Origin of the sequence: Nocardiopsis sp. MT53 (assembly GCF_019598965.1) — a bacterium.
GTDB classification, from domain to species: domain Bacteria; phylum Actinomycetota; class Actinomycetes; order Streptosporangiales; family Streptosporangiaceae; genus Nocardiopsis; species Nocardiopsis changdeensis.
This window is the reverse complement of sequence record NZ_CP080599.1, coordinates 6,187,582-6,209,231: the sequence shown is the minus strand read 5'-3', so window position 1 is coordinate 6,209,231 and position 21,650 is coordinate 6,187,582. Positions and strand designations below refer to the sequence as shown.

The 21,650-nt window shown below is 76.1% G+C and carries 20 protein-coding genes; 17 read left to right on the top strand and 3 right to left on the bottom strand.

The features are described from left to right. Nucleotides 1-33 precede the first annotated feature (33 nt). Nucleotides 34-939: a 2-dehydropantoate 2-reductase gene (locus K1J57_RS27930; RefSeq protein ID WP_220561695.1), complete on the bottom strand. Its 906-nt coding sequence runs from the start codon at nucleotides 937-939 to the stop codon at nucleotides 34-36. Nucleotides 940-1,346: 407 nt separating this feature from the next. Here K1J57_RS27930 and K1J57_RS27925 point away from each other — a divergent pair, with 407 nt between their 5' ends. The 16 genes from K1J57_RS27925 (at nucleotide 1,347) to K1J57_RS27850 (ending at nucleotide 18,619) form a co-directional block, all read left to right on the top strand. Further along, on the top strand, nucleotides 1,347-1,655 hold the full coding sequence (locus K1J57_RS27925; protein ID WP_220561694.1) for a hypothetical protein: 309 nt from the start codon (nucleotides 1,347-1,349) through the stop codon (nucleotides 1,653-1,655). A 242-nt stretch (nucleotides 1,656-1,897) separates the two neighbouring features. Continuing rightward, nucleotides 1,898-2,911, top strand: coding sequence for a Gfo/Idh/MocA family oxidoreductase (locus K1J57_RS27920; protein WP_220561693.1), 1,014 nt, complete (start codon nucleotides 1,898-1,900; stop codon nucleotides 2,909-2,911). After that, a complete protein-coding gene (locus K1J57_RS27915; RefSeq protein WP_220561692.1) occupies nucleotides 2,895-3,773 on the top strand; it encodes a sugar phosphate isomerase/epimerase in 879 nt (292 codons plus the stop codon). Before K1J57_RS27920 ends, K1J57_RS27915 begins: the two co-directional genes overlap by 17 nt. After that, nucleotides 3,770-5,050, top strand: coding sequence for a M20/M25/M40 family metallo-hydrolase (locus K1J57_RS27910; RefSeq protein WP_220561691.1), 1,281 nt, complete (start codon nucleotides 3,770-3,772; stop codon nucleotides 5,048-5,050). Before K1J57_RS27915 ends, K1J57_RS27910 begins: the two co-directional genes overlap by 4 nt. Next, nucleotides 5,047-6,186 carry an Ldh family oxidoreductase gene (locus tag K1J57_RS27905; RefSeq protein WP_220561690.1) on the top strand — a complete coding sequence of 380 codons (1,140 nt, stop codon included), beginning with the start codon at nucleotides 5,047-5,049 and terminating at the stop codon, nucleotides 6,184-6,186. The genes K1J57_RS27910 and K1J57_RS27905 overlap by 4 nt, the downstream gene beginning before the upstream one ends. Beyond that, nucleotides 6,183-7,103 (top strand): Gfo/Idh/MocA family protein, encoded by a 921-nt coding sequence (locus tag K1J57_RS27900; protein ID WP_220561689.1) that lies wholly within the window; start codon nucleotides 6,183-6,185, stop codon nucleotides 7,101-7,103. Before K1J57_RS27905 ends, K1J57_RS27900 begins: the two co-directional genes overlap by 4 nt. Then, nucleotides 7,100-7,570, top strand: coding sequence for a hypothetical protein (locus K1J57_RS27895; protein ID WP_220561688.1), 471 nt, complete (start codon nucleotides 7,100-7,102; stop codon nucleotides 7,568-7,570). The genes K1J57_RS27900 and K1J57_RS27895 overlap by 4 nt, the downstream gene beginning before the upstream one ends. A gap of 156 nt (nucleotides 7,571-7,726) precedes the next feature. Continuing rightward, nucleotides 7,727-8,257: an EF-hand domain-containing protein gene (locus K1J57_RS27890; RefSeq protein WP_220561687.1), complete on the top strand. Its 531-nt coding sequence runs from the start codon at nucleotides 7,727-7,729 to the stop codon at nucleotides 8,255-8,257. Between the two features lie 85 nt (nucleotides 8,258-8,342). Beyond that, nucleotides 8,343-9,548 carry a DegT/DnrJ/EryC1/StrS aminotransferase family protein gene (locus K1J57_RS27885; RefSeq protein WP_220561686.1) on the top strand — a complete coding sequence of 402 codons (1,206 nt, stop codon included), beginning with the start codon at nucleotides 8,343-8,345 and terminating at the stop codon, nucleotides 9,546-9,548. Then, nucleotides 9,545-10,693 carry a DegT/DnrJ/EryC1/StrS aminotransferase family protein gene (locus tag K1J57_RS27880; RefSeq protein WP_220561685.1) on the top strand — a complete coding sequence of 383 codons (1,149 nt, stop codon included), beginning with the start codon at nucleotides 9,545-9,547 and terminating at the stop codon, nucleotides 10,691-10,693. The genes K1J57_RS27885 and K1J57_RS27880 overlap by 4 nt, the downstream gene beginning before the upstream one ends. After that, nucleotides 10,690-11,673 carry a UbiA family prenyltransferase gene (locus K1J57_RS27875; protein WP_220561684.1) on the top strand — a complete coding sequence of 328 codons (984 nt, stop codon included), beginning with the start codon at nucleotides 10,690-10,692 and terminating at the stop codon, nucleotides 11,671-11,673. Before K1J57_RS27880 ends, K1J57_RS27875 begins: the two co-directional genes overlap by 4 nt. Beyond that, on the top strand, nucleotides 11,670-13,013 hold the full coding sequence (locus tag K1J57_RS27870) for an NAD(P)/FAD-dependent oxidoreductase (protein WP_255646644.1): 1,344 nt from the start codon (nucleotides 11,670-11,672) through the stop codon (nucleotides 13,011-13,013). The genes K1J57_RS27875 and K1J57_RS27870 overlap by 4 nt, the downstream gene beginning before the upstream one ends. 8 nt (nucleotides 13,014-13,021) lie before the next feature. Next, nucleotides 13,022-14,626, top strand: a complete 1,605-nt coding sequence (locus K1J57_RS27865) for a class I adenylate-forming enzyme family protein (protein ID WP_255646643.1) — start codon at nucleotides 13,022-13,024, stop codon at nucleotides 14,624-14,626. Next, the gene (locus K1J57_RS27860; protein WP_220561681.1) at nucleotides 14,623-16,236 is read left to right on the top strand and encodes a CoA transferase; all 1,614 of its coding nucleotides are present in this window, start codon (nucleotides 14,623-14,625) and stop codon (nucleotides 16,234-16,236) included. The genes K1J57_RS27865 and K1J57_RS27860 overlap by 4 nt, the downstream gene beginning before the upstream one ends. Next, nucleotides 16,233-17,822 (top strand): class I adenylate-forming enzyme family protein, encoded by a 1,590-nt coding sequence (locus K1J57_RS27855; RefSeq protein WP_220561680.1) that lies wholly within the window; start codon nucleotides 16,233-16,235, stop codon nucleotides 17,820-17,822. Before K1J57_RS27860 ends, K1J57_RS27855 begins: the two co-directional genes overlap by 4 nt. Next, the gene (locus K1J57_RS27850) at nucleotides 17,819-18,619 is read left to right on the top strand and encodes a methyltransferase domain-containing protein (RefSeq protein ID WP_220561679.1); all 801 of its coding nucleotides are present in this window, start codon (nucleotides 17,819-17,821) and stop codon (nucleotides 18,617-18,619) included. The genes K1J57_RS27855 and K1J57_RS27850 overlap by 4 nt, the downstream gene beginning before the upstream one ends. Before the next feature lie 52 nt (nucleotides 18,620-18,671). On the opposite strand, the gene K1J57_RS27845 is transcribed toward K1J57_RS27850, so the two are convergent. After that, the gene (locus K1J57_RS27845) at nucleotides 18,672-19,118 is read right to left on the bottom strand and encodes a carboxymuconolactone decarboxylase family protein (RefSeq protein WP_220561678.1); all 447 of its coding nucleotides are present in this window, start codon (nucleotides 19,116-19,118) and stop codon (nucleotides 18,672-18,674) included. Nucleotides 19,119-19,272: 154 nt separating this feature from the next. Beyond that, complete coding sequence (locus K1J57_RS27840; protein WP_220561677.1) at nucleotides 19,273-20,031, bottom strand: IclR family transcriptional regulator; 759 nt, start codon at nucleotides 20,029-20,031, stop codon at nucleotides 19,273-19,275. Nucleotides 20,032-20,246: 215 nt separating this feature from the next. Between K1J57_RS27840 and K1J57_RS27835 the strand changes: the two genes are divergently transcribed. Next, a complete protein-coding gene (locus K1J57_RS27835) occupies nucleotides 20,247-21,599 on the top strand; it encodes an NAD(P)-binding domain-containing protein (RefSeq protein WP_220561676.1) in 1,353 nt (450 codons plus the stop codon). Nucleotides 21,600-21,650: the final 51 nt, after the last annotated feature.

The window sequence follows — 21,650 nt, the reverse complement described above, 5'->3', positions numbered from 1 at the left end:
CCGCCCGGAGCCCCGGACCCAGGGTGACGTGGGTCACGGGCCGGAACAGGTCGCCGCGGTCAGCGCCAGGATCAGCCGGTTCACCGGCACGTCGATGCCGTGGCGCTCGGCGGCGCGCACCACCGCCCCCGTCAGGGCGTCGTACTCCAGCGGCCGCCCGGCGATCCGGTCCTGGAGCATCGACGTGGTGGCGCCCTCCGGCGCGTTCTCCAGCCAGGCCAGGACCTCCCGGGCGTGCGAGGCGGACAGCGCGGCGCCCTCGGCGCGGGCCACCCGGAGGGCCTCGTCCATGATGCGGCGGGCGACGGCGCCGACCCCCGGGTCCCGGAGCACGTCCGCCCGGCGGCCGGTCAGGGCGGTGAGCGGGTTGGCGGTGATGTTGGCCAGCAGCTTGGCCCAGGCCGCCGTCACGAAGTCCGCCTCCAGGCCGACGCGCATGCGCCCCGCCGCCAGCTCCGCCGCCAGCGCCCGGGCCGGGGCCTCGTCGGGCAGCACCAGGTCCCGGCGGCCGACGCGGCGCAGGGTCGCCCGGCCCGGCCCCGTGCGCTCCACGTTCAGGTAGACCACGGCGGGCACCACGTACGCGCCGCCGGTGTGGGGGGCGACGCGTTCGCGCTGCTCCACCCCGTTCTGGGCCACCAGCACCGTCGTCCCGGGGGCGGAGACGGCCCTGAGCCACGCCGCGGCCGCCTCGGTCTGGTGCGCCTTGACCGCCAGGACCGCGGTGTCGTACCCGGCGATGTCGCCGGGGGAGTCCGCCTGCGCCACCGGCCAGGACTCGGCGGACCCGTCCTCGGTCACCTCGATCCGCCCGAACCGGCGGCTCGCGCCGCACACCGTCACCGGGCGGCCCGCCCGCGCCAGCGCCGACGCCACCGACGTCCCGATCGCACCGGCGCCGATGACGGCGACCGGTCGCCCCTGCCCGCGCGCGGCCATCCCCACCCCCTGTCGGCGCGGGGCCGCCCCGCGGGGGGCGTCCCCTTTTCGGCCCCGTGCGGGCACCCTAACCGGGCGTGTCCGCGCGGGGCCGCTCCGCGTGCCAGGGGCGGGCATGGAGGGGGCAAACACTCGCCCACCCGGCCCTGTCAGGGCGCCGGGCGACGGGGTGCGGACGGGCGGCGGTACCGGCGCGCCCGCCGCGCGCGCCGGCGTCCGCTTTTTGTTCGAATTCCGTCCGGCGAGGCTTATTCGGGTGTCCCGGGCGGACCGAAACCGCGTTCTTCGCCTTTTCTGTTGCGGGCACCCCCGGGTTCGGAGAGTATTGGCGCGGTGATCCTCCGTGTCATTGGTGCGCGAGGTGATCTTTTCCGTGAATCGCGTATGAAACGAGAAAGGATGGTGGAATGAGGGTTCTGTCCACCGCGCTCGCCCTTGCCCTGACGAGCGCGCTGGTGGGGGCGGTCCCCGCCCACGCGGCCACCGGCGAGGTCGTCGTCTTCACGACCGAGTTCGAGGACCTCGTGCGCTACCCGGACCCCGCGTCCGGGAGCTGCACCGTACTCCCGCCGACCGCCCACGTGCTGGTCAACCTCACCGACGCGGAGGTGAGCATGCACGCCGGGCGCGGCTGCTTCGGCCCCGGGGTGCCGGTGGCCCCGAACCGCGGCTGGCACGCCCCGCCCAGCGGGCTGTTCAGTTTCTCGGTCGCCTGATTTCCCCGGAGAAAACGGGCATTTCCTCTCCGATTTCTCTCGCCGTGTCATGATGCCCTTTATCAGAACATCCTCTCAGGTTGTGGAACCCCGTTCCCCGGGGTTTGGGGCCTGAGAACCCGTTCCATTCCTTGACGCTTTTCCCGGAATCGGTCCAGTCTGTGCTTCCGTTCGATCGGTTCCGCGCACCCTCGGGGGCCGCGGAACGACGGGGACCGCGAACGGAAAGGTGTCCTCCCTTCATGCTGCACACCCTCATCGTCGGCCTGGGGAGATCGGGACGGGGGCTGCACGCGCCGTCGCTCGCCAAAGCGCGGGCGGCGGCGCGCGGCCTCTTCGCCCCGGGACCGGTGATGGGCCACGACCCCCTCCAGCCGGGGGCCGAGGGGGTGACGGCGGTGCCCTCCCTGGAGGAGGCCGCGCGCCGCCTGCCGCCCCGGAGCACCGTGGTCCACCTCTGCACCCCGCCGCACCTGCGGGCCGAACCGCTGGAACGGCTCGCCCGCCTGGGATACCGCATGGTCGTCGTCGAGAAGCCGCTGGCCCTGGACCTGGCGGAACTGGCCGCGATCGCCCGGCTGCGCCGCCGCTGGGGCCTGCGCCTCACCGTCGCCACCCCGTGGACGGCCAGCGCGCTGAGCGCCCGCCTGCTCGCGGTCCACCGCTCCGGGGTGTTCGGGCGGCTGCGGACCCTCACGGTGCTCCAGCACAAGCCCCGCTTCACCCGGACCCTGGAGTCCTCCGGGCACCCCACCGCCTTCGACGTCGAGGTCCCGCACGCCCTCGCCGTCGCGGTCGCGCTCGCCGGCGACGCCGAGGTGGCCGGGGCCGAACTCGACGACATGGCCTTCGACGGGATCCGCCTGCCCGGCCTGGGGGCCGCCCGGATGGACCTGGTGCACCACACCGGGGTGCTCACCCGGATCGAGTCGGACCTGACCTCGCCGCTGCGGGAGCGCCGGATCGTGCTGGAGTTCGACGAGGCCGTCCTCACCGGCCACTACCCCTGCAGCGACGCCGACCACACCGCGCAGCTCACCGTGGCGGCCCACGGCCGCGGGCCCACCCGGTCGGTGTTCACCGACGACGCCCTGACCGCCTTCTGGCACCGCTGCTACGCCCGCTTCGCGCAGCCCGCCCGCGACCTGGGCGACCTGCCCGTGCACGTGGAGGCCGTCCGGCTGCTCGCCGAGGCCAAGGACCTGTGCTCGGCCCGCGCCGCCGAACAGGAGGTGGAGAGTGCCGTCGGAGCCTGAGACCCCCCGCCTCGCGGGCCTGGGCGACGAGGCCGCACCCGGCCTGGACGGCCAGCTGGCCGCCCTGGACGCGCTCGGCTGGGACCTGCTGGAGGTGCGCACCCTGGACGGGGTCCCGATCGCCGCCGTGCCCGAACGGGACGTGGCACGGGCCGCTGAGCGGATCCGCGGCGCCGGGGCCGGGGTGGTCGCCGTCGCCGCCAAGATCGGCGACTGGTCCCGCCCCGCCACCGGCGACTTCGCCCTCGACCTGGCCGAACTCGACGCGCTGGCCCGCCGCTGCGCCCTCCTGGGCACACGCACCGTGCGGATCATGTCCTATCCCTCCGGCGGGCTGACCGAATCCGAGTGGGGCCGGGTCGCCCGCGCCCGCGTGCGCGAACTCGCGTCGCGGGCCCGGGACGCCGGCCTGCTGCTGGTCCACGAGAACTGCGCGGGCTGGGCGGGCGAGGACGCCGAACGCGCCCTGGACCTGCTCGCCCACGCCGACAGCCCCGCGCTGCGTCTGCTGTTCGATACCGGCAACGGGGTCGCCCACGGCTACGACGCCCCCGCCATGCTGCGCGCACTGGCCCCCCACGTGGCCCACGTCCACATCAAGGACGCGGTCCGCACCCCCGGCGGCGACACCGCCTACGTCCCGCCCGGCGAGGGCGAGGCCGGGGTGCGGGAGTGCCTGGGGATCCTGGCCGACCACGGGTACTGCGGCGCCCTGTCCATCGAGCCCCACCTGCACCTGCGCCCCCACCTGCTCGCCGACGGCGCCGACCCCGGCCGGGGCGACCCGGCCGCGTTCGTGGAGTACGGGCGGCGGCTGGAGGACCTCGTGCGCCGGTCCTGGAACACGGAGGGAGCCCGGTGACCCTCACCGAGGACGACATCGCCCTGCTGCTGCGGCTGCTGGAGACGCCCACCGCCGGGCCTCTGGAGGTCGGCCGCGACGGCCCGCGCCCCCGGCTGCACCAGGCCCAGCGTGACTACGCCCGGGCCGCCGCGCCCACGGGCTTCCGCACCGTGCACCACGCCCCGGCCGACCCCGCGGACCTGGACCGGCCCGGGGTGCCCGCCGCGGTGCGCGAGGCCGCCGCCGACCCCGGGTTCCTCCGGTGCCAGCCCAGCCTGGTGCTGCGCCTGGGACCCGACACCGTGCCCCGCGAGCGCACCGTCATGTTCAACGTGCACCTGGACACCGTCGCGGGCGGGCCGCCGGCCTCCCGCGACGGCGGCCTCGTCCGGGGCCGGGGCGCCGTCGACGCCAAGGGCCCGGCGGTGGCGCTGCTGGCCGGGGTGCGCGCCGCCCGCGAGCGCTCGCCCCGGCTGGGCCGCGACACGGCCGTGCTGATCCAGGCCGTCGCGGGCGAGGAGGGCGGCGCCATGGGGGTGCTGGGCACCCGGCCGCTGGTCGACCGCGGCCACACCGGCCGCCTCAACGTGTTCTGCGAGCCCACCTCCGGCCGGTTCCTCACCCGCTCCACCGCGTCCATGACCGCCCGGGTGTCGGTGCGCGGCGAGGACGCGATCGACGACCGCCCCCACATCGGGCACAACGCCTCGGTCCTGCTGGGGTTCCTCGCCCACCGGATGGGCCGGTCCCTGGACGGGCACGCCCGCACCGGGGCCGTGTGCGTGGCGGGCCTGCACACCGGCACCCTGCACAACCGGGTGTACGGCAGCGGCGACCTGCTGTTCAACCTCTCCTACGCCGACGCCGGGGCGGGCCGGACCCTGGAGCGGGAGGTGGCCGGCGCGTTCGACACCGCGCTGGAGGAGTTCACCGCCTCCTTCGCCGACACCGCCCTGTTCGCCCGCACCGCCGCCGACGCCCGCGGCCTCACCCGCCTGGACTGGCCCAAACGGGGCCTGCCCGTCCTGGACGACCGCGACGCCTGGGGCCACGACCTGCTGCTCCGGGCCGGGGTCCCGCGGTGGCCGGCGGACGAGCCGGCCTTCACCTGCGACGCCATCTGGATGGCCGGGGTCCCCGACGCCTGCACGGTCGTGCTGGGCCCGGGCGACCTGGCCGCCGACGGGGCGCACGGCGACGACGAGCGCGTGCGCCTGTCCGACCTCGACGGGTTCGCCGACACGGTGGCCCGCCTGCTGACCGCCTTCACCGACGCAACGGACGGAGACCAGTGACCACCCTTTCCCCCGAACCGCCGGGGTCCGCCCCGGAGCGGACCGCGGTCCTGACCGACCACGACTCACTGCTGGCCTTCCTCACCGGGGTCTTCGCCCACCGGGGGCTGCCCCCGCACCGGGCGGCCGCCTCGGCGCGCGCCCTGTGCCACGGCGACCTGACCGGGATGGACTCCCACGGCACCGCCAACCTCACCCGCCTCTACCTGCCCCTGCTCGACGAGGGACGGGCCGACCCCCGCGCCGAACCCCGGATCGTCACCGACCTGGGGGCCGCCGTGCTGGTCGACGCCCGCCGCGCCCTCGGGCTGTGGGCCGCCACCGAGGCCATGGACCTGGCCGCGGACCGCGCGGAGGCCGGCGGGATCGGCATGGTGGCCGTCCGCGGCGCCACCCACCTGGGCTGCGCCGGATACCACGCGCTGCGCGCGGCCGAACGCGGCATGGTCGGCCTGGTCGCCAGCAACTGCGGCGGACAGCGCATCGCCCGGCCGCCGGGCGGCGCCGCGGCCCTGCTGGGCACCAACCCGCTCAGCGCCGCCGCCCCCGCCGGCGACCACCCGCCCTTCCTGCTGGACATGAGCACCACCGCCGCGCCCACCGGGCGCATCCGCCAGGCCGCCCGGGAGGGGCGGCCGGTGCCCGAGGGGCTGCTGTGCGACGACCGCGGCGGCCCGGTCACCGACCCGGCCGAGTTCGACGCGGGGCGCGCGCACCTGATGTGGCTCGGCGGAGAGCCGGGCCGGTACAAGGGCTTCGGCCTGGGGCTGCTGGTCGAGGTGCTGTCCGCCCTGGTCTCCGGCTCCGGGCGCGGCCCCGCCCCGCAGGCCCTGGCCGGCGACGGGAGCCCCGCCGGGCGCGACGACGACATCGGGTACCTGATGCTGGCCGTGGCCCCCGACGCGCTGCGCGGGGGCGTGCGCGAGGACGCCGAGGAGCTGTTCGGGACGGTGCTGGGCTGCCCGCCCGTCGATCCCGCGGACCCGGTGCGCTACCCCGGCTGGCACGAGTACCACCGGGCCCGGCGGTGCAGGGAGCACGGTGTGCCGCTGGCCGCCGGGCTGTACCGCGAACTGGCCGACGTGGCGGAGCGGACCGGCCTGGCCGCCCCCGCGATCCTGGAGGAGGGGCGATGAGGGCGCTGCGTGTGGCGGTGGTGGGCCTGGGGGTGATCTCCCGGTTCCACCTGAAGGCACTGGCGGACTCCCCGGACTGGGACCTGGTCGCGGTCTGCGACCTGGCCCCGGCCCGGATCGCGGCCCCGCCGCCCGGAGCGGCCGGGTACACCGACCACGTCCGGATGCTGGAGCGCGAACGGCCCGACGCGGTCGTGGTCACCGCGCCCAACGACGCGCACGCGCGGATCTGCGCGGACGCGATCGCCGCCGGAGCGGCGGTGTGCGCGGAGAAGCCCCTGGCACTGGACGTGGCTGAGGGGGAGATGCTGGCAGCCCTGGCCCGGGAGCGCGGGACGGTGCTGTTCACGGCCTTCCACCGCCGGTACAACTCCGAGTTCGCGGCGCTGCGGGAGCGGATCGCCGGGCACGCCGTGGAGGAGGTGACCGTGCGCTACCTGGAGCGGATCGAGGAGCACGCGGGGGACGACACCTGGTACCTGGACCCGGCCCGGTGCGGCGGCGGATGCGTGGCCGACAACGGGCCCAACGCCTTCGACCTGGTGGAGACCCTGCTGGGCCGGGCCGAGGTGACCGCGGCCCGGGTGGAGCACGACGGGGCGGGCGTGGACCGCCGGGCGGACATCGCCCTGGCGGCCGGGGCCGCGCGGGCCCGGGTGCTGCTGGACTGGTCCCATCCGGGGGAGCGCAAGGACGTGGAGGTGCGCACCGCGGACGGGCGGGTGCTGACGGCCGACCTGCTGGCCGGGCGCCCCGCCTTCAAGGAGTCGCTGTGGCACGAGTACGAGGGCGTCGCGGCCGACTTCGCCGCCCGGATCCGCGCCGGACGGGCCGGCGACGGGGCCGGGGTGTCCGCGCTGCGCCTGGTCGCCGAGGCCTACCGCGCGGCGGCCCGGGAAGAGGGGGTGGTCCGGTGAACCCGCACGAGGACGGGGCCAAACGGGAGGTGGCCGCGGCCCTGGTCAAGGTGCTGGTGCACCGCAGGACCGACCGGGGCATGCGGCTGGAGCCGTTCGCGAGCCGCTGTGTGCGCGCGGGCGAGGTCCACGAGCTGGTCGCCACCGACCACACCGGGACCGCCGAGGGGACGCGGATCGACCGCGTGGGCTTCCTCGGTTTCGCCGAGATCACCGCGGCCGGCGTCGTGGACCGGGGCGACGAGGTGTGGATCGGCCCGCGCCGGGTGGGCGTGGTCCTGGGCTTCGACGCCTGCCACACGCCCAACCACTACAACGTGCTGATCCACGCCGACCCGGTGCCCACCGGCCGGGACCTGGAGCTGCTCCCGGAGGAGCGCGTGGTCTTCCGGCAGGGGAGCGCGGAGGCGGTGGCCGACCTCTTCCCGGGATCATTTGCAGAAAATACCGAAGAATGTCCGATATAAAGTTTCCGCAGTTTTGACGATTTCTCGCCCGAGGGTTTTTCCGGGGGTCGGGTCGGGGTAATATGTAAAAGGGATCGGGCTCCTGGTGGAAAGCCCGCGGTATTCCCCCTTCGGAAATACCCTTTCCTTTTCATTTTCTTTTCTCAAGGAGAATTCATGAGCGTCGCCGTCAAGGCCAGCAGCCGCCTCGAAGAGCGCTTCAACCTCTGGGACCACAACGGCAACGGCGTGATCGAGCGCTCGGACTTCGAGCAGGAGATCCAGAACATCCTCGACCGCTTCGGCGCCGACGCCTCGGGTCCGGGCGCGGCCGGCCTGCGGGCCGCCTACCTCGGCCTGTTCGACCGGCTGGCGCGGTCCGCCGGCACCGAGCAGCTCGACAAGGAGGCCTTCCTCCAGGCCGCCCAGAGCGAGATCGTCAGCCGCGGCAACGCCGGCTTCGCCGAGGTCCTCCAGCCCACCATCCAGGCCATCATGGGCATCGCCGACACCGACGGCGACGGCGAGATCAGCCCGGTGGAGCTGGAGCGGTGGTTCGAGGCCATCGGCCTGTCCGCCGACCAGGCCCGGGAGGCGTTCCAGCAGATCGACACCGACGGCGACGGCACCCTCAGCGTCGGCGAGCTGGTCGCCGCCGTGCGCGACTACCACCTCGGCAAGAACGACATCCCGCTCCTGGGCGTCTGACCCGCCTTCGGGAACCGAACCCCTTTTCCCGGCCCGGCCGCACACGGGTGCGGCCGGGCCTCCGCGTCCCCCTGGAACGGAGCACATGAAGTCGACACTCGCCTCCCCGGCCTCCACGGAAAGGAGCGGGGAGAATTCCGGCGTACCCTTCTTCGACCAGTCGGAGACGTTCCGAAGAATATGGCCCGAGATCCGGGGCCACTGCTCCCGCGTCCTGGACGACGGGAAATTCTCGCACGGCTCCATGGTCGCGGAGTTCGAGCGCGCCCTGGAGCGGTACACCGGTGCCCGGCACGCCGTCGGCGTCAACTCCGGCACCGACGCGCTCGTCCTGCTGCTGCGCGCCGCCGGACTGCGCCCGGGTGACGAGGTGATCGTCCCGGCCCACACCTTCGTCGCCACGGCCACCGCCGTCGTGCACGCCGGCGGCGTCCCCGTCTTCGCCGACATCGAGGAGCACGGGTACGGCATCGACCCCGACGCCGTGGCGGCCGCCGTCACCGACCGCACCCGCATGGTCATGCCCGTCCACCTCTTCGACCGCCTCGCCGACATGGTGGGCGTGCGCCGCGTCGCCGACGCCCACGGCCTCACCGTGGTGGAGGACAGCGCCGAGGCCATCGGCATGCGCTCCGGCGGGACGCACGCCGGACTGCTCGGCACCGGGGGAGTGCTCTCCTTCTTCCCCGCCAAGACCCTGGGCGCGGTCGGCGACGCCGGAGCGCTGCTCACCGACGACGACGCCGTCGCCGAGACCGCGCGGATGCTGCGCCACCACGGCCGGTCCGGGCGCACCCTGGCCGCGTTCCCCGGCATCTCCAACCCGACCGTCGTCACCGGCGGCAACAGCAAGATGGACGACCTCCAGGCCGCCGTCCTGCTGGCCAAGCTCGCCCACCTGGACGCCGACATCGAACGCCGCGCCGTGCTGTCGCGCCGCTACGACGACCGGCTGCGCGGCCTGCCCGGCGTGCGCGCCGTCCCCGGCGACCTCCCCGTCCGGCCCGGCGAGAACCGGGTGGTCTACGTCCACCTCGTCCAGGTCGACGACCGCGACGGCCTCGCCGCCCGCCTGGCCGCGGCCGGGATCGGCACCGAGGTCTACTACCCGCGCCCCCTGCACCTGCAGCCCTGCTTCGCGCACCTGGGGTACCGGCCCGGCGACCTGCCCCGGGCCGAGGAGCTCTGCCGCACGGCCCTGGCCCTCCCGCTCTACCCCGACCTGGCCGAGGAGGCCGTCGACCGGGTCTGCGACGAGATCGAACGCCACTACTCCGGGAGGTCCCGATGACCGTGGCCGCCGAACGGACCGCCGTGCCGTTCTTCGCCCCCGACCTGTTCGAGGCCGACCGCGAGGTGCTGCTGGAGGCGCTGTACGAGGTCGGCACCGACCCGGAGCAGAAGTTCATCCTGGGCCGGCGCACCGCCCGCTTCGAGGACGCGCTGCGCGCCCGCCTGGGCTCCGCCGACGCGGTGGCCTGCTCCAGCGGCACCTCCGCGCTCACCCTGGTCCTGGCCGCCATGGGCGTCGGCCCGGGCGACGAGGTGATCGTCCCCGCCTTCGGCTGCGCCCCCCTGGCGAGCACCGTCCTGGCGGTCGGCGCGGTCCCCGTCTTCGCCGACATCGACCCGGCCACCCTGACCATGGACCCCGAACGCGCCGAGGAGCTGGTCACCGGACGGACCCGCGCCCTGATGCCCGCGCACATGTTCTCCGTCATGGCCGACATGCCGCGCCTGCGCGACCTGGCGGCCCGGACCGGGCTGCGGCTCGTGGAGGACTCCGCGCTCGCCCAGGGCGGCGTGCTCCGCGGCAGGCCCGCCGGACGGTGGGGCGACGCCGGCGTGTACTCCTTCGTCCAGGTCAAGGTCTTCGGGATGCCCGGCGAGGGCGGAGTGGTCCTCACCGACGACGCGGCCCTGGCCGGACGGGTGCGGATGCTGCGCAACCACGGCCAGGACGGCCGCAACCGCTTCCTGCACCACCACGTCGGCCACAACAGCCGCTTCGACGAGGTCATGGCGGCCTTCCAGCTGCACCGCCTGGCGGGGCTGGAGGAGCGCGTCGCCCGCCGCACCGCCATCTGCGACCACTACTCGGCGGCCTTCGCCGACCTCGCCGAGGCCGGGGTGGTCGCGCCCCCGGTGGGCGGGGACGGCCGCTTCCCCTACGTCTACACGCTGCTGTGCGAGGACCGGGACGGGCTGCGCGACCACCTGGCCGCCGCCGGGGTGGACGCCCACGTCTACTACCCGCGGACCCTGCCCGAGCAGCCCGCCTTCGCCCCCCACGCCCGGCCCGGCGGGGACTGGCCCCGCGCCCGGGAGGCGGCGCGCCGCAACATCTCCCTGCCCCTGTACCCGCACCTGGCCGACGCGGCCGTCGAGCACGTGGTCTCCGCGGTCCGCGCGTTCGCCCTCGGGAGGAAAGCATGACCGACCACCTGACCGCGCCGCCCGCACCGGTGCCCGCGGCGCCGGCCCCCCGGCCCGCCCTGGGCACCTACGCCCGGCTGGCCAAGCTCGACATCGTCGACTACTACATCGGCCTGCCGCTGGTGTTCGCGATGACCCTGCCGCTGCTGGGCCCGCGCGCCGACACCCTCGGGTTCCTGCTGCTGGTGCTGCTCGCCGAGGTGGCCGTGGTGGCCGCCATGGTCGCCTTCGACGACGTCACCGGCTACCGGGACGGCTCCGACGCCGCCAACTACGGCTCGGACGCCGCCCGCCGCCGCCTGGCCCGCAAACCCCTGGTCGCCGGGACCCTCACCGAGGCGCAGGCGCTGCGCTTCGGACGGATCGCGACCGTCGTGAGCGTCGTCCTGTGGACGGCGGTGGTGGCGCTGGCCCCGCACCGGCCGCTGTGGGCCGTGATCGGCGCCGCGCTGTGCCTGGTCGCGTCGGTCCAGTACTCCTGGGGCCTCAAGCTCAGCTACCGGGGCTTCCAGGAGCTCTTCCTGGCCGGCCTGGGCGTGGGCTGGATCCTGGTCCCCTACGGCCTGCTCGTCGGGCACGTCGACGGGTTCGTCATCGTGCAGGCGCTGGTCTTCGGCGGCGGCCCGATGATCTTCGGCCTGTACTCCAACACCAACGACGCCGACGGCGACCGGGCGGCCGGGCGCATCACCGTCGCCGCCAGGGTCACCCCGCGCACCAACGCGGTGTTCATCATCGCGGTCACCGCGCTGGAGACGCTGCTGGTCACCGGATCCCACCTGCTCGGCATCGCGCCCTGGTGGTTCCCCACCGTGCTGCTGCCGGTCATCGCGCTGCGGGTCGCCCAGCTCTACACCGGGTTCGTCACCGGGGACATCCTGCGCGCCCGGCGCATGGCCATCCACACCCACCGGGCCACGGTCGTGCTCCTGCTCGCCGCCAACCTGGCCGCGGCCCTGCTGCCGGGCGCGCCGTGGTGACCGCCGTCGACGTGGCCGTCGTGGGCGCCGGACCCGCCGGACTGGCCACCGCCCACCTGCTGACCGCCGCCGGGCACACCGTGCGGGTGCTGGAGTCCGTCCACGCCGTGGGCGGGCGGATGCGCACCCTGCGCACCGACGGCCACCTCATCGACACCGGCGCGGAGATGATCCCGTCGGCCGACGCCTACCCGGCGACCTGGCGGCTCATCCGCGCCACCGGCCTGGACGCCGACCCCGAGGCGGTGCCCCTGGTCCGCGACGCCCTGTCGGTGTGGTGGAAGGGCCGGGCCCGCCGTCACGCCGGGCGCCCCCTGGGGCTGCTCACCGGCATGGGGCTGTCCCCGCGGGCCCGCCTGGACCTGGTGCGGCTGCAACTGCGCCTGGGCCGGGCCGGACTGGACCCGGAGCACCCCGAACGGGGCGGCCTGGACGAGGCGACCGTCGCCGACCTGCTCCGCCACCGCCACCCGCAGCTGGGCGAGCGCCTGCTGGGCCCGCTGGCCGCCGGGTTCTTCGGCTGGCCTCAGGAGGCGGCCGCCGCCGGTCCCTTCGCCGCCCACCTCGCCGCCTCCGGCAGCACCGCGACCTGGCGCACCTACCGCGACGGGATGGACACCCTGGCCCGCGCCCTGGCCGCCGGGCTCGACGTGCGCACCGACCACCCCGTCACCGGGGTGGTCCCCGGGCCGGACGGCGTGCTCGTCGACTCGCCCGCGGGTGCGTTCACGGCCCGGGCCGCCGTCCTGGCGGTGCCCGCGCCCGAGGCGGCCCGCTTGCACCCGGCCGCGCCCCCGGCCGAGCGCGACTACCTGCGGGCCTGCGAGTACGCGCCGATGCTGCGGATGACCGCGCTGCTGGACGCGCCGCTGGCCCCGCGCGGGGCGCGCCGGGGCTTCGCGCTGCTGGTGCCCGACGACCCCCTGCTGGGGGTGGTCACCATGGACCACGCCAAGCACCCCGGCCGGGTGCCCCGCGGCCGCGGCCTGATCTCCCTGGTCACCCGCCCCGAGGCGACCGGCGCGCTGATGGACGCCCCCGACGAGGACGTGGACCGCGCACTGCTGGCCCGGGCCGAGCACATCCTCCCCGGGGTGGACGCGCACGTGCGGGGCACGGTCGTGCACCGGTTCCCGCACGGGCTCCCGCTGCCGCGCCCCGCGGCGCTGGCCGCGCGCCCCGCGTTCACGGCGCGGCCCCTGTCCGCCGTCGACTACGCCGGGGACTGGACCTCGCTGCGCCCGTGCAGCGAGGGCGCGGTGGCCTCCGCGTTCACGGCCGCCGAACGCACGGCGGCCTACCTCGCCCAGACCCGCGAACCGACCCCGATCGAGGCATAAGAGGCATGATGCTCACGAGCAAACCCATCCACCTGGGCACCCTCTTCGACGACCTGGCCCGGCGCGGCTCCACCACCGCGATCCGGCTGAGCAGGCCGCTGGACACCGCCCCCGAGGCGGGCGTGGAACTCGACGTCCCCAGCGCCGCCGCCCTGGTCCGGCGGTTCGCCGGCTGGTTCGCCGAGGCCGGGGTGCGCCCCGGCGACCGGGTGGCCATCGCCAAGCGCAACCACTGGGACTACGTGCTGCTGTCGTGCGCCGCCGCGCGCCTGGGCGCCGTCCCGGCGTCGCTGTCGGCCCACCTGGCGCCGGAGACCCTCGACACCCTGCTGCGGAGGCTGGGGCCGGCCCTGCTGGTCACCGATGCCGACCTGCTCCACACCGCCCGCTCCGCGGGCCGCGACATCAGCGGGCGCGCCACCCGCACCCTGGTCGTGGACGGGGCGCGGCAGGGGGAGCTGTCCCCGGCCGACCTGCACGGCGCCGCCGCCCCGCCGCCGCGCCGCCCGCACCTGGACGCGCCGCTGGCGATCATGCACACCTCCGGGACCACCGGCACCCCCAAACTGGTCGTGCACACCACCCGCACCATCATGCGCAGGCTGGCCGGGTTCGAGTCGCACCGGTGGCCGGTCCTGGGCAGCCGCCGCGACGACACCGTCACCTCCTCCTACTCCTACGCCCACGGCAGGGCGCTGGCCTGGACGGCGGGCGTGCTGTGGCTGTTCCCCGAGGCGCTCTCGGTGATCGCCGACCCCGACTGGGAGCAGGCCGCGCCCGCGCTGCGCCGGCACCGCCCCACCACCCTGGAGGTCCAGCCCGCCACCCTGGCGCGCTGGCAGCGGCACCTGGACCGGGAGGGGGACCTGTTCGCGCGGGTGCGGCTGTTCGTCAGCACCTTCGACGCCGTCCACCCCTCGACCGTGCGGGCGTTCCTCGGCGCCAGCGAACGCCGGGCCCCGGTGTGGATGCAGGGCTGGGGGCAGAGCGAGACCGGTCCGCTGACCTTCCGGTTTTTCACCCGGCGGTCCCTGGCGGAGCGCCAGGGGGCCGACCCCACCACCCGCGACCTGGGGCGCCCCATCCCGGGCCGGACCCGGCTCCGAGTCGTGGACCAGAAGACCCTCCGCCCCCTGCCGACGGGGGAGACCGGCCTGATCTACTGCCGCACCGACGCCCTGTGCACGGGCTACGTCGGCGAGGAGGGGCGCTGGCGCAGCAAGCTCATCGGCCAGTGGTGGAACACCGGGGACATCGGCTCCATCGACCGCACCGGAGCGGTCCGGCTGGTGGACCGGGAGGTCGACTCCCTCACCGAGGGCGGCTGCCTGGAGATCGAGGACGTCGTCGACGAGCGGCTGCCCCAGGTGCTGGAGTGCGTCGTCCTGGGGGTGCCCGACGGGCCGCCCGTCCCGGTCGTGGCCGTGCGGGACGGCGCCCTGGACGTCGGGGCCTGGAAGGAGGCCGTGGCGGACCTGCCGGAGATGGCCGAGCCGGTGGTCGTGGACTGGGAGGACCTGCCCCGCACCGGCACCGGCAAGGTCCGGCGCGGGACGCTGCGCGAGCGCCTGGGACTGCCCCGCACCGCCGCGGGCACGGGGAAGTGGACATGACCGCCGCGACGGTCGCCGCCGCCGCGCCCCTGGCGGGGACCGCGGTACGGGCGGCGGGCGACACCCTGCCGGTGCGGATCGCGGCGGCCCGCCTGCGGGCGCTGGGGTGCGCCGTCGAAACGGACGGGGCGTGGGAGGGCGCCGGGCGGATCGACCTGCCGGGCACCGGCGGCGCCGGGTGCGACATCGGCTGGTCGGCCGACGGCGCGGACCCGGCCGACGAGCGCGACGTGCAGGCCGCCTGCGGCCTGGCTCACCTGCACGGGCTGGCCCGGGGCGGGCCGCGGTTCCTGCCGGTGGACTACGCGTCGGTGTGCGCCGGGGTGCTGGCCGCCCAGGCGGTCGCGGCGGTGCTCCTGGCCCGGGAGAGGGGCGGCCCCGCCCTGCGGGCCTCGGTGTCGGTGTCCGGGGCGGCCCTGCTCGCGGTCGCCCCCTACGCCGCCGAGGCCACCGCGGACCCGGACGGCGCTCCTGTCCCCGGGCCGGGGGAGCCGCCGCCGTTCCGCTCCGCCGACGGGGTCCGCTTCGAGATCGAGACCCTCGACCCGGAGGCCTGGCTGCGGTTCTGGGAGCTGCTGGGCGCGCCCCGGGAGGCGATCGCCGCCGGGTGGGCGCCGTTCCAGCGCCGCTTCGCCACCGCCGTGTGCCCGCTGCCCGCCGCCCTGTCCACCGTCCTGGAGGCGCTGCCGTTCGCTGCGGCCGCCGAGGCGGCCCGGGCGTGCGGGGTGGGCGCGGTGCCCCTGCGGACGCCCGAGGAGACGGCGGAGGAGGAGCCGCCCTCGCCCTGGCGGCTGCGCGGCACCGGCCCGGCCGGGGCGCTGCCGCCGTTCACCGGACCGGGACCCCTGTCCGGGCTGCGGGTGGTGGAGGCCACCAACCGCGTCCAGGGCCCGCTGGCCGGACTGCTGCTCACCCTGCTGGGCGCCGACACCGTGCGCGTCGAACCGCCCGGCGGGGACCCCATGCGCGGGGTCCCGCCGCTGGCGGGCGGGCTCTCGGCCCGCTTCGCCGCGTTCAACCGGGGCAAGGGCGCCGTCGAGTGCGACCTCAAGACCGGGCGCGGGCGCCGTGCCGCCGCGGACCTGGCGGCCGCCGGGGACGTGTTCCTCTACAACTGGCCGCCGGGCCGGGCCGAGCGGTTCGGCCTGGGCGCCGACGACCTGGCCGCCCGCGCCCCCGGCCTGGTGCACGTCCACGCCGACGGGTGGGCCGGCCGGGACCCCGCGCCGGACACCCCGGCCACGGACTTCCTGGTCCAGGCCCACGGCGGGATCGCCCACCTGCTGGCCGACGGCGGCGAACCCGCGCCGTCCCTGGTCACGCTCACCGACGTGCTCGGCGGGCTGCTCGCCGCCGAGGCCGCCCTGGCCGGGCTGCTGCTGCGCGCCCGCGCGGGCACCGGTGCCGCCGCCCGCACCGCCCTGGCCGACGCCGCCCGGCTGCTGCGCGCCGCCGGGCGGGGCACCGCCCACCGCCCCCGCCCCGGCACACCGGCGGCCGCCGACCCGGCCGCCGCGGCCGAGGCGTTCCCCGAGGCGTTCACCCGCGTCCACGGAACCGCTCTGCCCCGGGCCCCGTGGACCTTCACCGAAGCGGAGGACCACCGATGACCTGGACGTCCGCGGCGGGCCTGGTGCTCACCGACCTCGTTCCGGCGCAGCTGCGGGAACGCTGGGTGCGGGAGGGGCTCTGCCCGGGGCGGGACCTCTACTCCCTGTTCCTGGACCGGGTCCGGGAGGACCCGTCCCGCGAGGCGGTGGTGGACGGACACGGCACCCTGGACCGGGCCGGGCTGGCGGCGCGGGTCGGCCGGGCCGCCGCGCTGCTGCGCGCCCGCGGCTGCGGCGAACGCGACGTCATCGGCGTCCTGCTCCCCGACGGCCGGGACGCGCTCGCCGTCGAACTCGCCGCCGCCGCGCTGGGCGCCGTCTCCCTGCCGGTCCCGCACGGCCGCTCCGCCGCCGACGTGGCCTGCCTGCTGGCCCGCTCCCGGGCCGCCCTCGTGGTGACCGACCGGGACGACACCGGGGACGCGCCCGTCCTGCGCCCGGACCCCGGGGCCCTGGACGGCGGCGGCCCGCCGCCCGCCGCGGCCGCCCCCGACCCGGAGTCGCCCGCCCGCATCCTCGTTTCCTCGGGCTCGGAGGGCGAACCGAGCATGGTCGCCTACAGCCACAACGCGATGGCCGGGGGCCGGGGCGCCTACGCCCGGGCGGTCCTGGGCGGGGGCCCCGTCCGCCCGCTGATCGCGGTCCCCCTGGCCTCCTCCTTCGGGTCGCTGGGCCTGGTCTCCCTGGTCGCGCTCGGCGCGACGCTGGTCCTGCCCGGCCCGTTCGACCCGGTGCGGGTGCTGCGCGCGATCGAGCGCCACCGCCCCACCCACCTGGTCGGCGTCCCCACCATGCTGCGGCGCGCCGCCCTGGCCGAACAGGACGCCGACACCTCCTCGCTGCGCGCGCTCGTGGCCAGCGGCGCGCCCCTGCACCGCGAGGTCCGCGACCTGTGCGTGCGGCGCTTCGGCCGGCCCGTGGTCAACGTGTACGGGTCCACCGACGGGGTCAACTGCCACACCGCGCACGACCCCGCCGCGTGGGAGCCGGGGGTGGCCGGGCGCCCCGACCCCGCCGTCTGCGAGATCCGGGTGTGCGACCCCCGGGGCGGGCCGCTGCCCGCCGGCGGGACGGGGGAGATCCTCGCCCGCGGGCCGATGACGCCCCTGTGCCACGTGGCCGCACCCGACCTCGACGCCCGCCGGCGCGCCCCGGGCGGGTGGGTGCGCACCGGGGACCTGGGGCGGATCGACGCCGACGGGACCCTGCGGGTGGTGGACCGGCTGCGCCGCACCGTCATCCGGGGCGGCGTGACCCTCCACCCCGCCGAGGTGGAGCGCGCCCTGGCCGCCCACCCCGCCCTGGCCGAGGCCCAGTGCGTGCCCGTGCCCGACCCCGACCTGGGCGAGCGCGTGTGCGCCTGTGTCTGCCCGCTGCCCGGGGTGGACCCGCCCACCCCCCGCGAACTGCTCTCCCACCTGCGCGAAGGGCACGGCGTGGACGTGCGCGCCCTGCCCGAGCACGTGGTCTTCCTGCCCGCGCTACCGCTCGGCCCCACCGGCAAGGTGTGCACCGCCACCCTGACCCGGATGGCCGCCGAGGCGGTCCGCGACCGACCGACCGTACTCTCTGGAGGCCCCCGATGAACGGCACCGCCACGGCGCCCGGCTACGTCTTCGACAACCACAACGAGAACGCGCCCGACCAGCACCGCTTCCTGGCCGCCGCCTACGACCCGCTGACCACCCGCAGACTGGCGCAGACCGGCGTCGGCCCCGGCTGGCGCTGCCTGGAGGTGGGCGCCGGCGGCGGCAGCGTCGCCCACTGGTTGGCCGACCGGGTCGCCCCGGGCGGCTCGGTCACCGCCACCGACGTCAAGCCCGAGCACATCGCCCCCGCCGAGGGGCTGGAGGTGCTGCGGCACGACGTCGTCCGGGACCCGCTGCCCGAGGGGGCCTTCGACCTCGTCCACTCCCGCCTGGTCCTGCTCCACCTGCCCGAACGCGTCAAGGTCCTGGACAGGCTGGTGCGCGCCCTCAAGCCCGGCGGCGTGCTCCAGCTGGACGAGTTCGACATCACCTACGGCCCGTCCCTGCTCATGCCCGACGAGGGCGCCCGGGACCTGTACGAGCGGTTCCTGGACGCGAAGATCCGGCTGATGGCCCGGGCCGGCGCCGACCCCGCCTGGGGCCGCAACGCCGCGGTGGCGATGCGCCGTGCCGGACTGGTGGAGGTGGACCCGCAGCCGCACCTGGAGCTGTGGACCGCCGAGTCCCCCGGCGTGCACCTCATCTCCCACCACACCCGCCACCTGCGGGACGCGTTCGTTCGGGAGGGGATGACCGACGGGGAGCTGGCCCGGGTGCGGGACCTGCTGGCCGATCCGTCGTTCCGGGCCTGCTCCTGCGCGATCTACTCCGTGCAGGGCCGCAAACCGCTCTGACCCGCCGCCCGGGGCGGGGCGCCCGGCGCGGCGCCCCGCGGGCGGGGCCCGGTCAGCGCACCGGCGGGGTCATGCCGGTGCCGATCCCGAGGCGGTTGTAGAGGTTGACCAGGCCGACGGCGGTGACGAGCGCGACCATCTCCCGTTCGGACAGGTGCGCGGCGGCCGCGTCGTGGACCTCGTCCGGCAGGCCGTCGCCGTCCAGGCGGGTGAGGGCGTCCACGACCGCCAGCACGGCGCGCTCGACCTCGGTGAAGTGGCCGCCCGCCTCGCGCCAGGCCGCCACCAGCGCGACCCGCTGCGGGGACGTCCCCGCCTCCAGGGCCTCCCGGGTGTGCATGTCGACGCAGAAGGCGCAGCCGTTGAGGACGGAGGCGCGGAGCTTGACGAGCGTGTGCAGCCCGTCGTCGAGGACCCCGTCCAGGACCGCGCTCAGGCGGGCCAGTTCCGTGTACGCCTCGGGGAGGTGGTGCGCCATCTGCGCGCGGGGGCTGCCCATGGGATTCCTCGTGTTCCTCTCGGTGGCCGCGGGCGGAGGGGACCGCCGGACACAGGGAAACTACCAAGGGTGAGGGTGGGGGCACGCGGGGTTTCCGAATGGTCGCTTCGGTGGGGATCGGTCCCCGTACGCCCCCCGCGTCCCGGGGGTCCGGTCAGATGCGGGCCCCGATGGCGCCGGCCCCCCGCGACAGCTCCGGCAGCCAGGCGAGCAGCTCCTCGGCGCTGGTGACGTCGGTCGTCGTCACCAGGTTGATCGCCCCGACGACCTCCTTGTCGGCGTCGCGCACCGGCAGGCTGAGGCTCAGCGCGCCCAGTGAGCGCTCGGACTCGGCGAGGTGGTAGCCGTTCTCCCGCACGCGCTCGACCTCCTCCTTCAGCTCCCGCGCCCCCTGGGTCCCGCCCGAAGCCAGCGCGACCTCCGGGAAGCGGTGGAGGTACTCCTCGAACTCCTCGTCCGGCAGGGCGGCGAGCAGCACCTTCCCGCCGCCGATGTTCAGGGGCACGCGGCGCCCGATCGGGAACTGGTAGCGCAGGGGGTCGGCGCCGCTGACGCGGGCGACCAGGATGCGCTCGTCCCCCGACCGGACGAACACCGACGAGGTCAGCCGCGTGGTCGCGGACAGCTCGGTGAGCACCGGCGTCGCGACCGTGCTCAGCCGGTCGTTGACCACGAAGCCGTGGGCCAGTGACAGCACGACCGGGCCGAGCGAGTACCCCAGGCGGCCCTGCTGGACGTAGCCGCGCCGCACGAGCTGGTTGACCGTCCGCTGGGTGGTGGCCAGGTGCAGGTCGGCCTCCCGCGCGATGTCGCTCAGCCGCAGCGGGCCGCGCGCGCGTTCCAGGCATTCGAGGACGTCCAGCGCACGGTCGAGCGTGCGCCCCTGGTTTCCGCCTCCGGCTGTGGCGCCCATGCTCGCCTCGCCGCTCCTTCGCTCGTGTGTCCTCGGGGGTCCTCCGCGTCCCGGACGGGGCCCGCGAAGCCCGCCGGGGACGGCGTTCCCGCCCGGTATGGCCCTCCCCAAGGTAGCGGAGATGTTTCCGGCGGGTTGACAGCCGGAAGAGCCACAGGTCACACTCCCTATCAACCAGCAAGAGGAACTATCACCCAATGATAGATGGTGGAGTAATGAAGGTAGCTGTCCTGGGGCTCGGCGAAGCCGGCGCGATCTACGCGGAGGCCTTCGCGTCCGCCGGCCGGCGGACGGTCGGCTTCGACCCCGCGCCCGCGATCCCGACGCCCGCGGGCGTCACACGGGCCCCGTCGACGGCCGAGGCGGTCGCGGACGCCGACCTCGTCCTGAGCCTGACCACGGCCGCCCACGCGGTCTCCGCCGCCCGCGACGCCGCGCCCGCCCTGCGCGAGGACGCCCTCTACATCGACCTGAACGCGGCCTCGCCGCAGGTCAAGGCCGAGGTGGCCCGTACCATCGGTGACGCGGCCCGCGTCGTGGACGGGGCCGTCATCGGTTCCGTCGTCAAGTTCGGGGCGGCGGTCGAGGTCCTCCTCGCCGGTCCGGCGGCGGACGCGGCCGCAGAGGCCCTGAAGGCCGTGGGCTCCGCCGCCGAGCCGATCGGGGACGCCGTCGGAGCGGCGTCCGGACGCAAACTGCTGCGCAGCGTGTTCATGAAGGGCCTCGGCGCACTGATCACCGAGTCCGTCGACGCGGGGACCGCGGCGGGTGAAGAGGAGTGGATGCGCAAGCAGATCGCCGACGTGCTCGCCGGGGGCTCCGAAACGCTCGACCGCCTGGACCGCGGCACCCGCCTGCACGCCGTGCGGCGGTCCCGCGAGCTGGACGCGAGCATCGAGCTGCTGGCCGACCTCTCGGTCGAGACGCCGGTGAGCCGGGGCGCGGCCGACCGCCACCGGTACCTGGCGCGCTCGGCCGGCGACGGCGCCCCCGAACTGATCGACGCCTTCGCGGAGATCCCCACCGCGGCCATCGGGGACGCCCGCGACCGCCTCGGGTTCCTCTCCTCCCGGATCAGGCCGGTCTGGGCCGGGGCGCGGCTGGCGGGCCGCGCGCTGACCGTCCAGACGCGCCCCGGCGACAACAAGGCCCTGCACCGCGCCCTGGCCGTCGCGCGCCCCGGCGACGTGCTGGTCGTGGACGGCGGGGGCGACGACTCCCGGGCGCTGCTGGGCGAGCTGATCGCCGAGCGCGCCGTCAACAGGGGGGTGCGCGGCATGGTGGTCGACGGCGCGGTGCGCGACGTCGACGAGCTGCGCGAGCTCGGATTCCCCGTCTGGGCCGCCGCGGTCTCCCCCGCGGGCCCCTACAAGGACGGGCCCGGCCACATCGGCCGCACCATCTCCGTGGGGGGCGCGGTCTGCGCCCCGGGGGACATCGTGGTCGCCGACGGCGACGGCGTGTTCATCGTCCCGCGCCTGGAGGCCGAGCAGACCCTCGCCGCGGCCCGGCTCGTCCTGGAGGACGAGGCCGAGCGCCTGCGGACCATCCGCCGGGAACGCGCGTGAGCGCGCCCCGGCCCCCGCGGTCGCTCCGCCCGAGCGACACCCCGCCCGCCC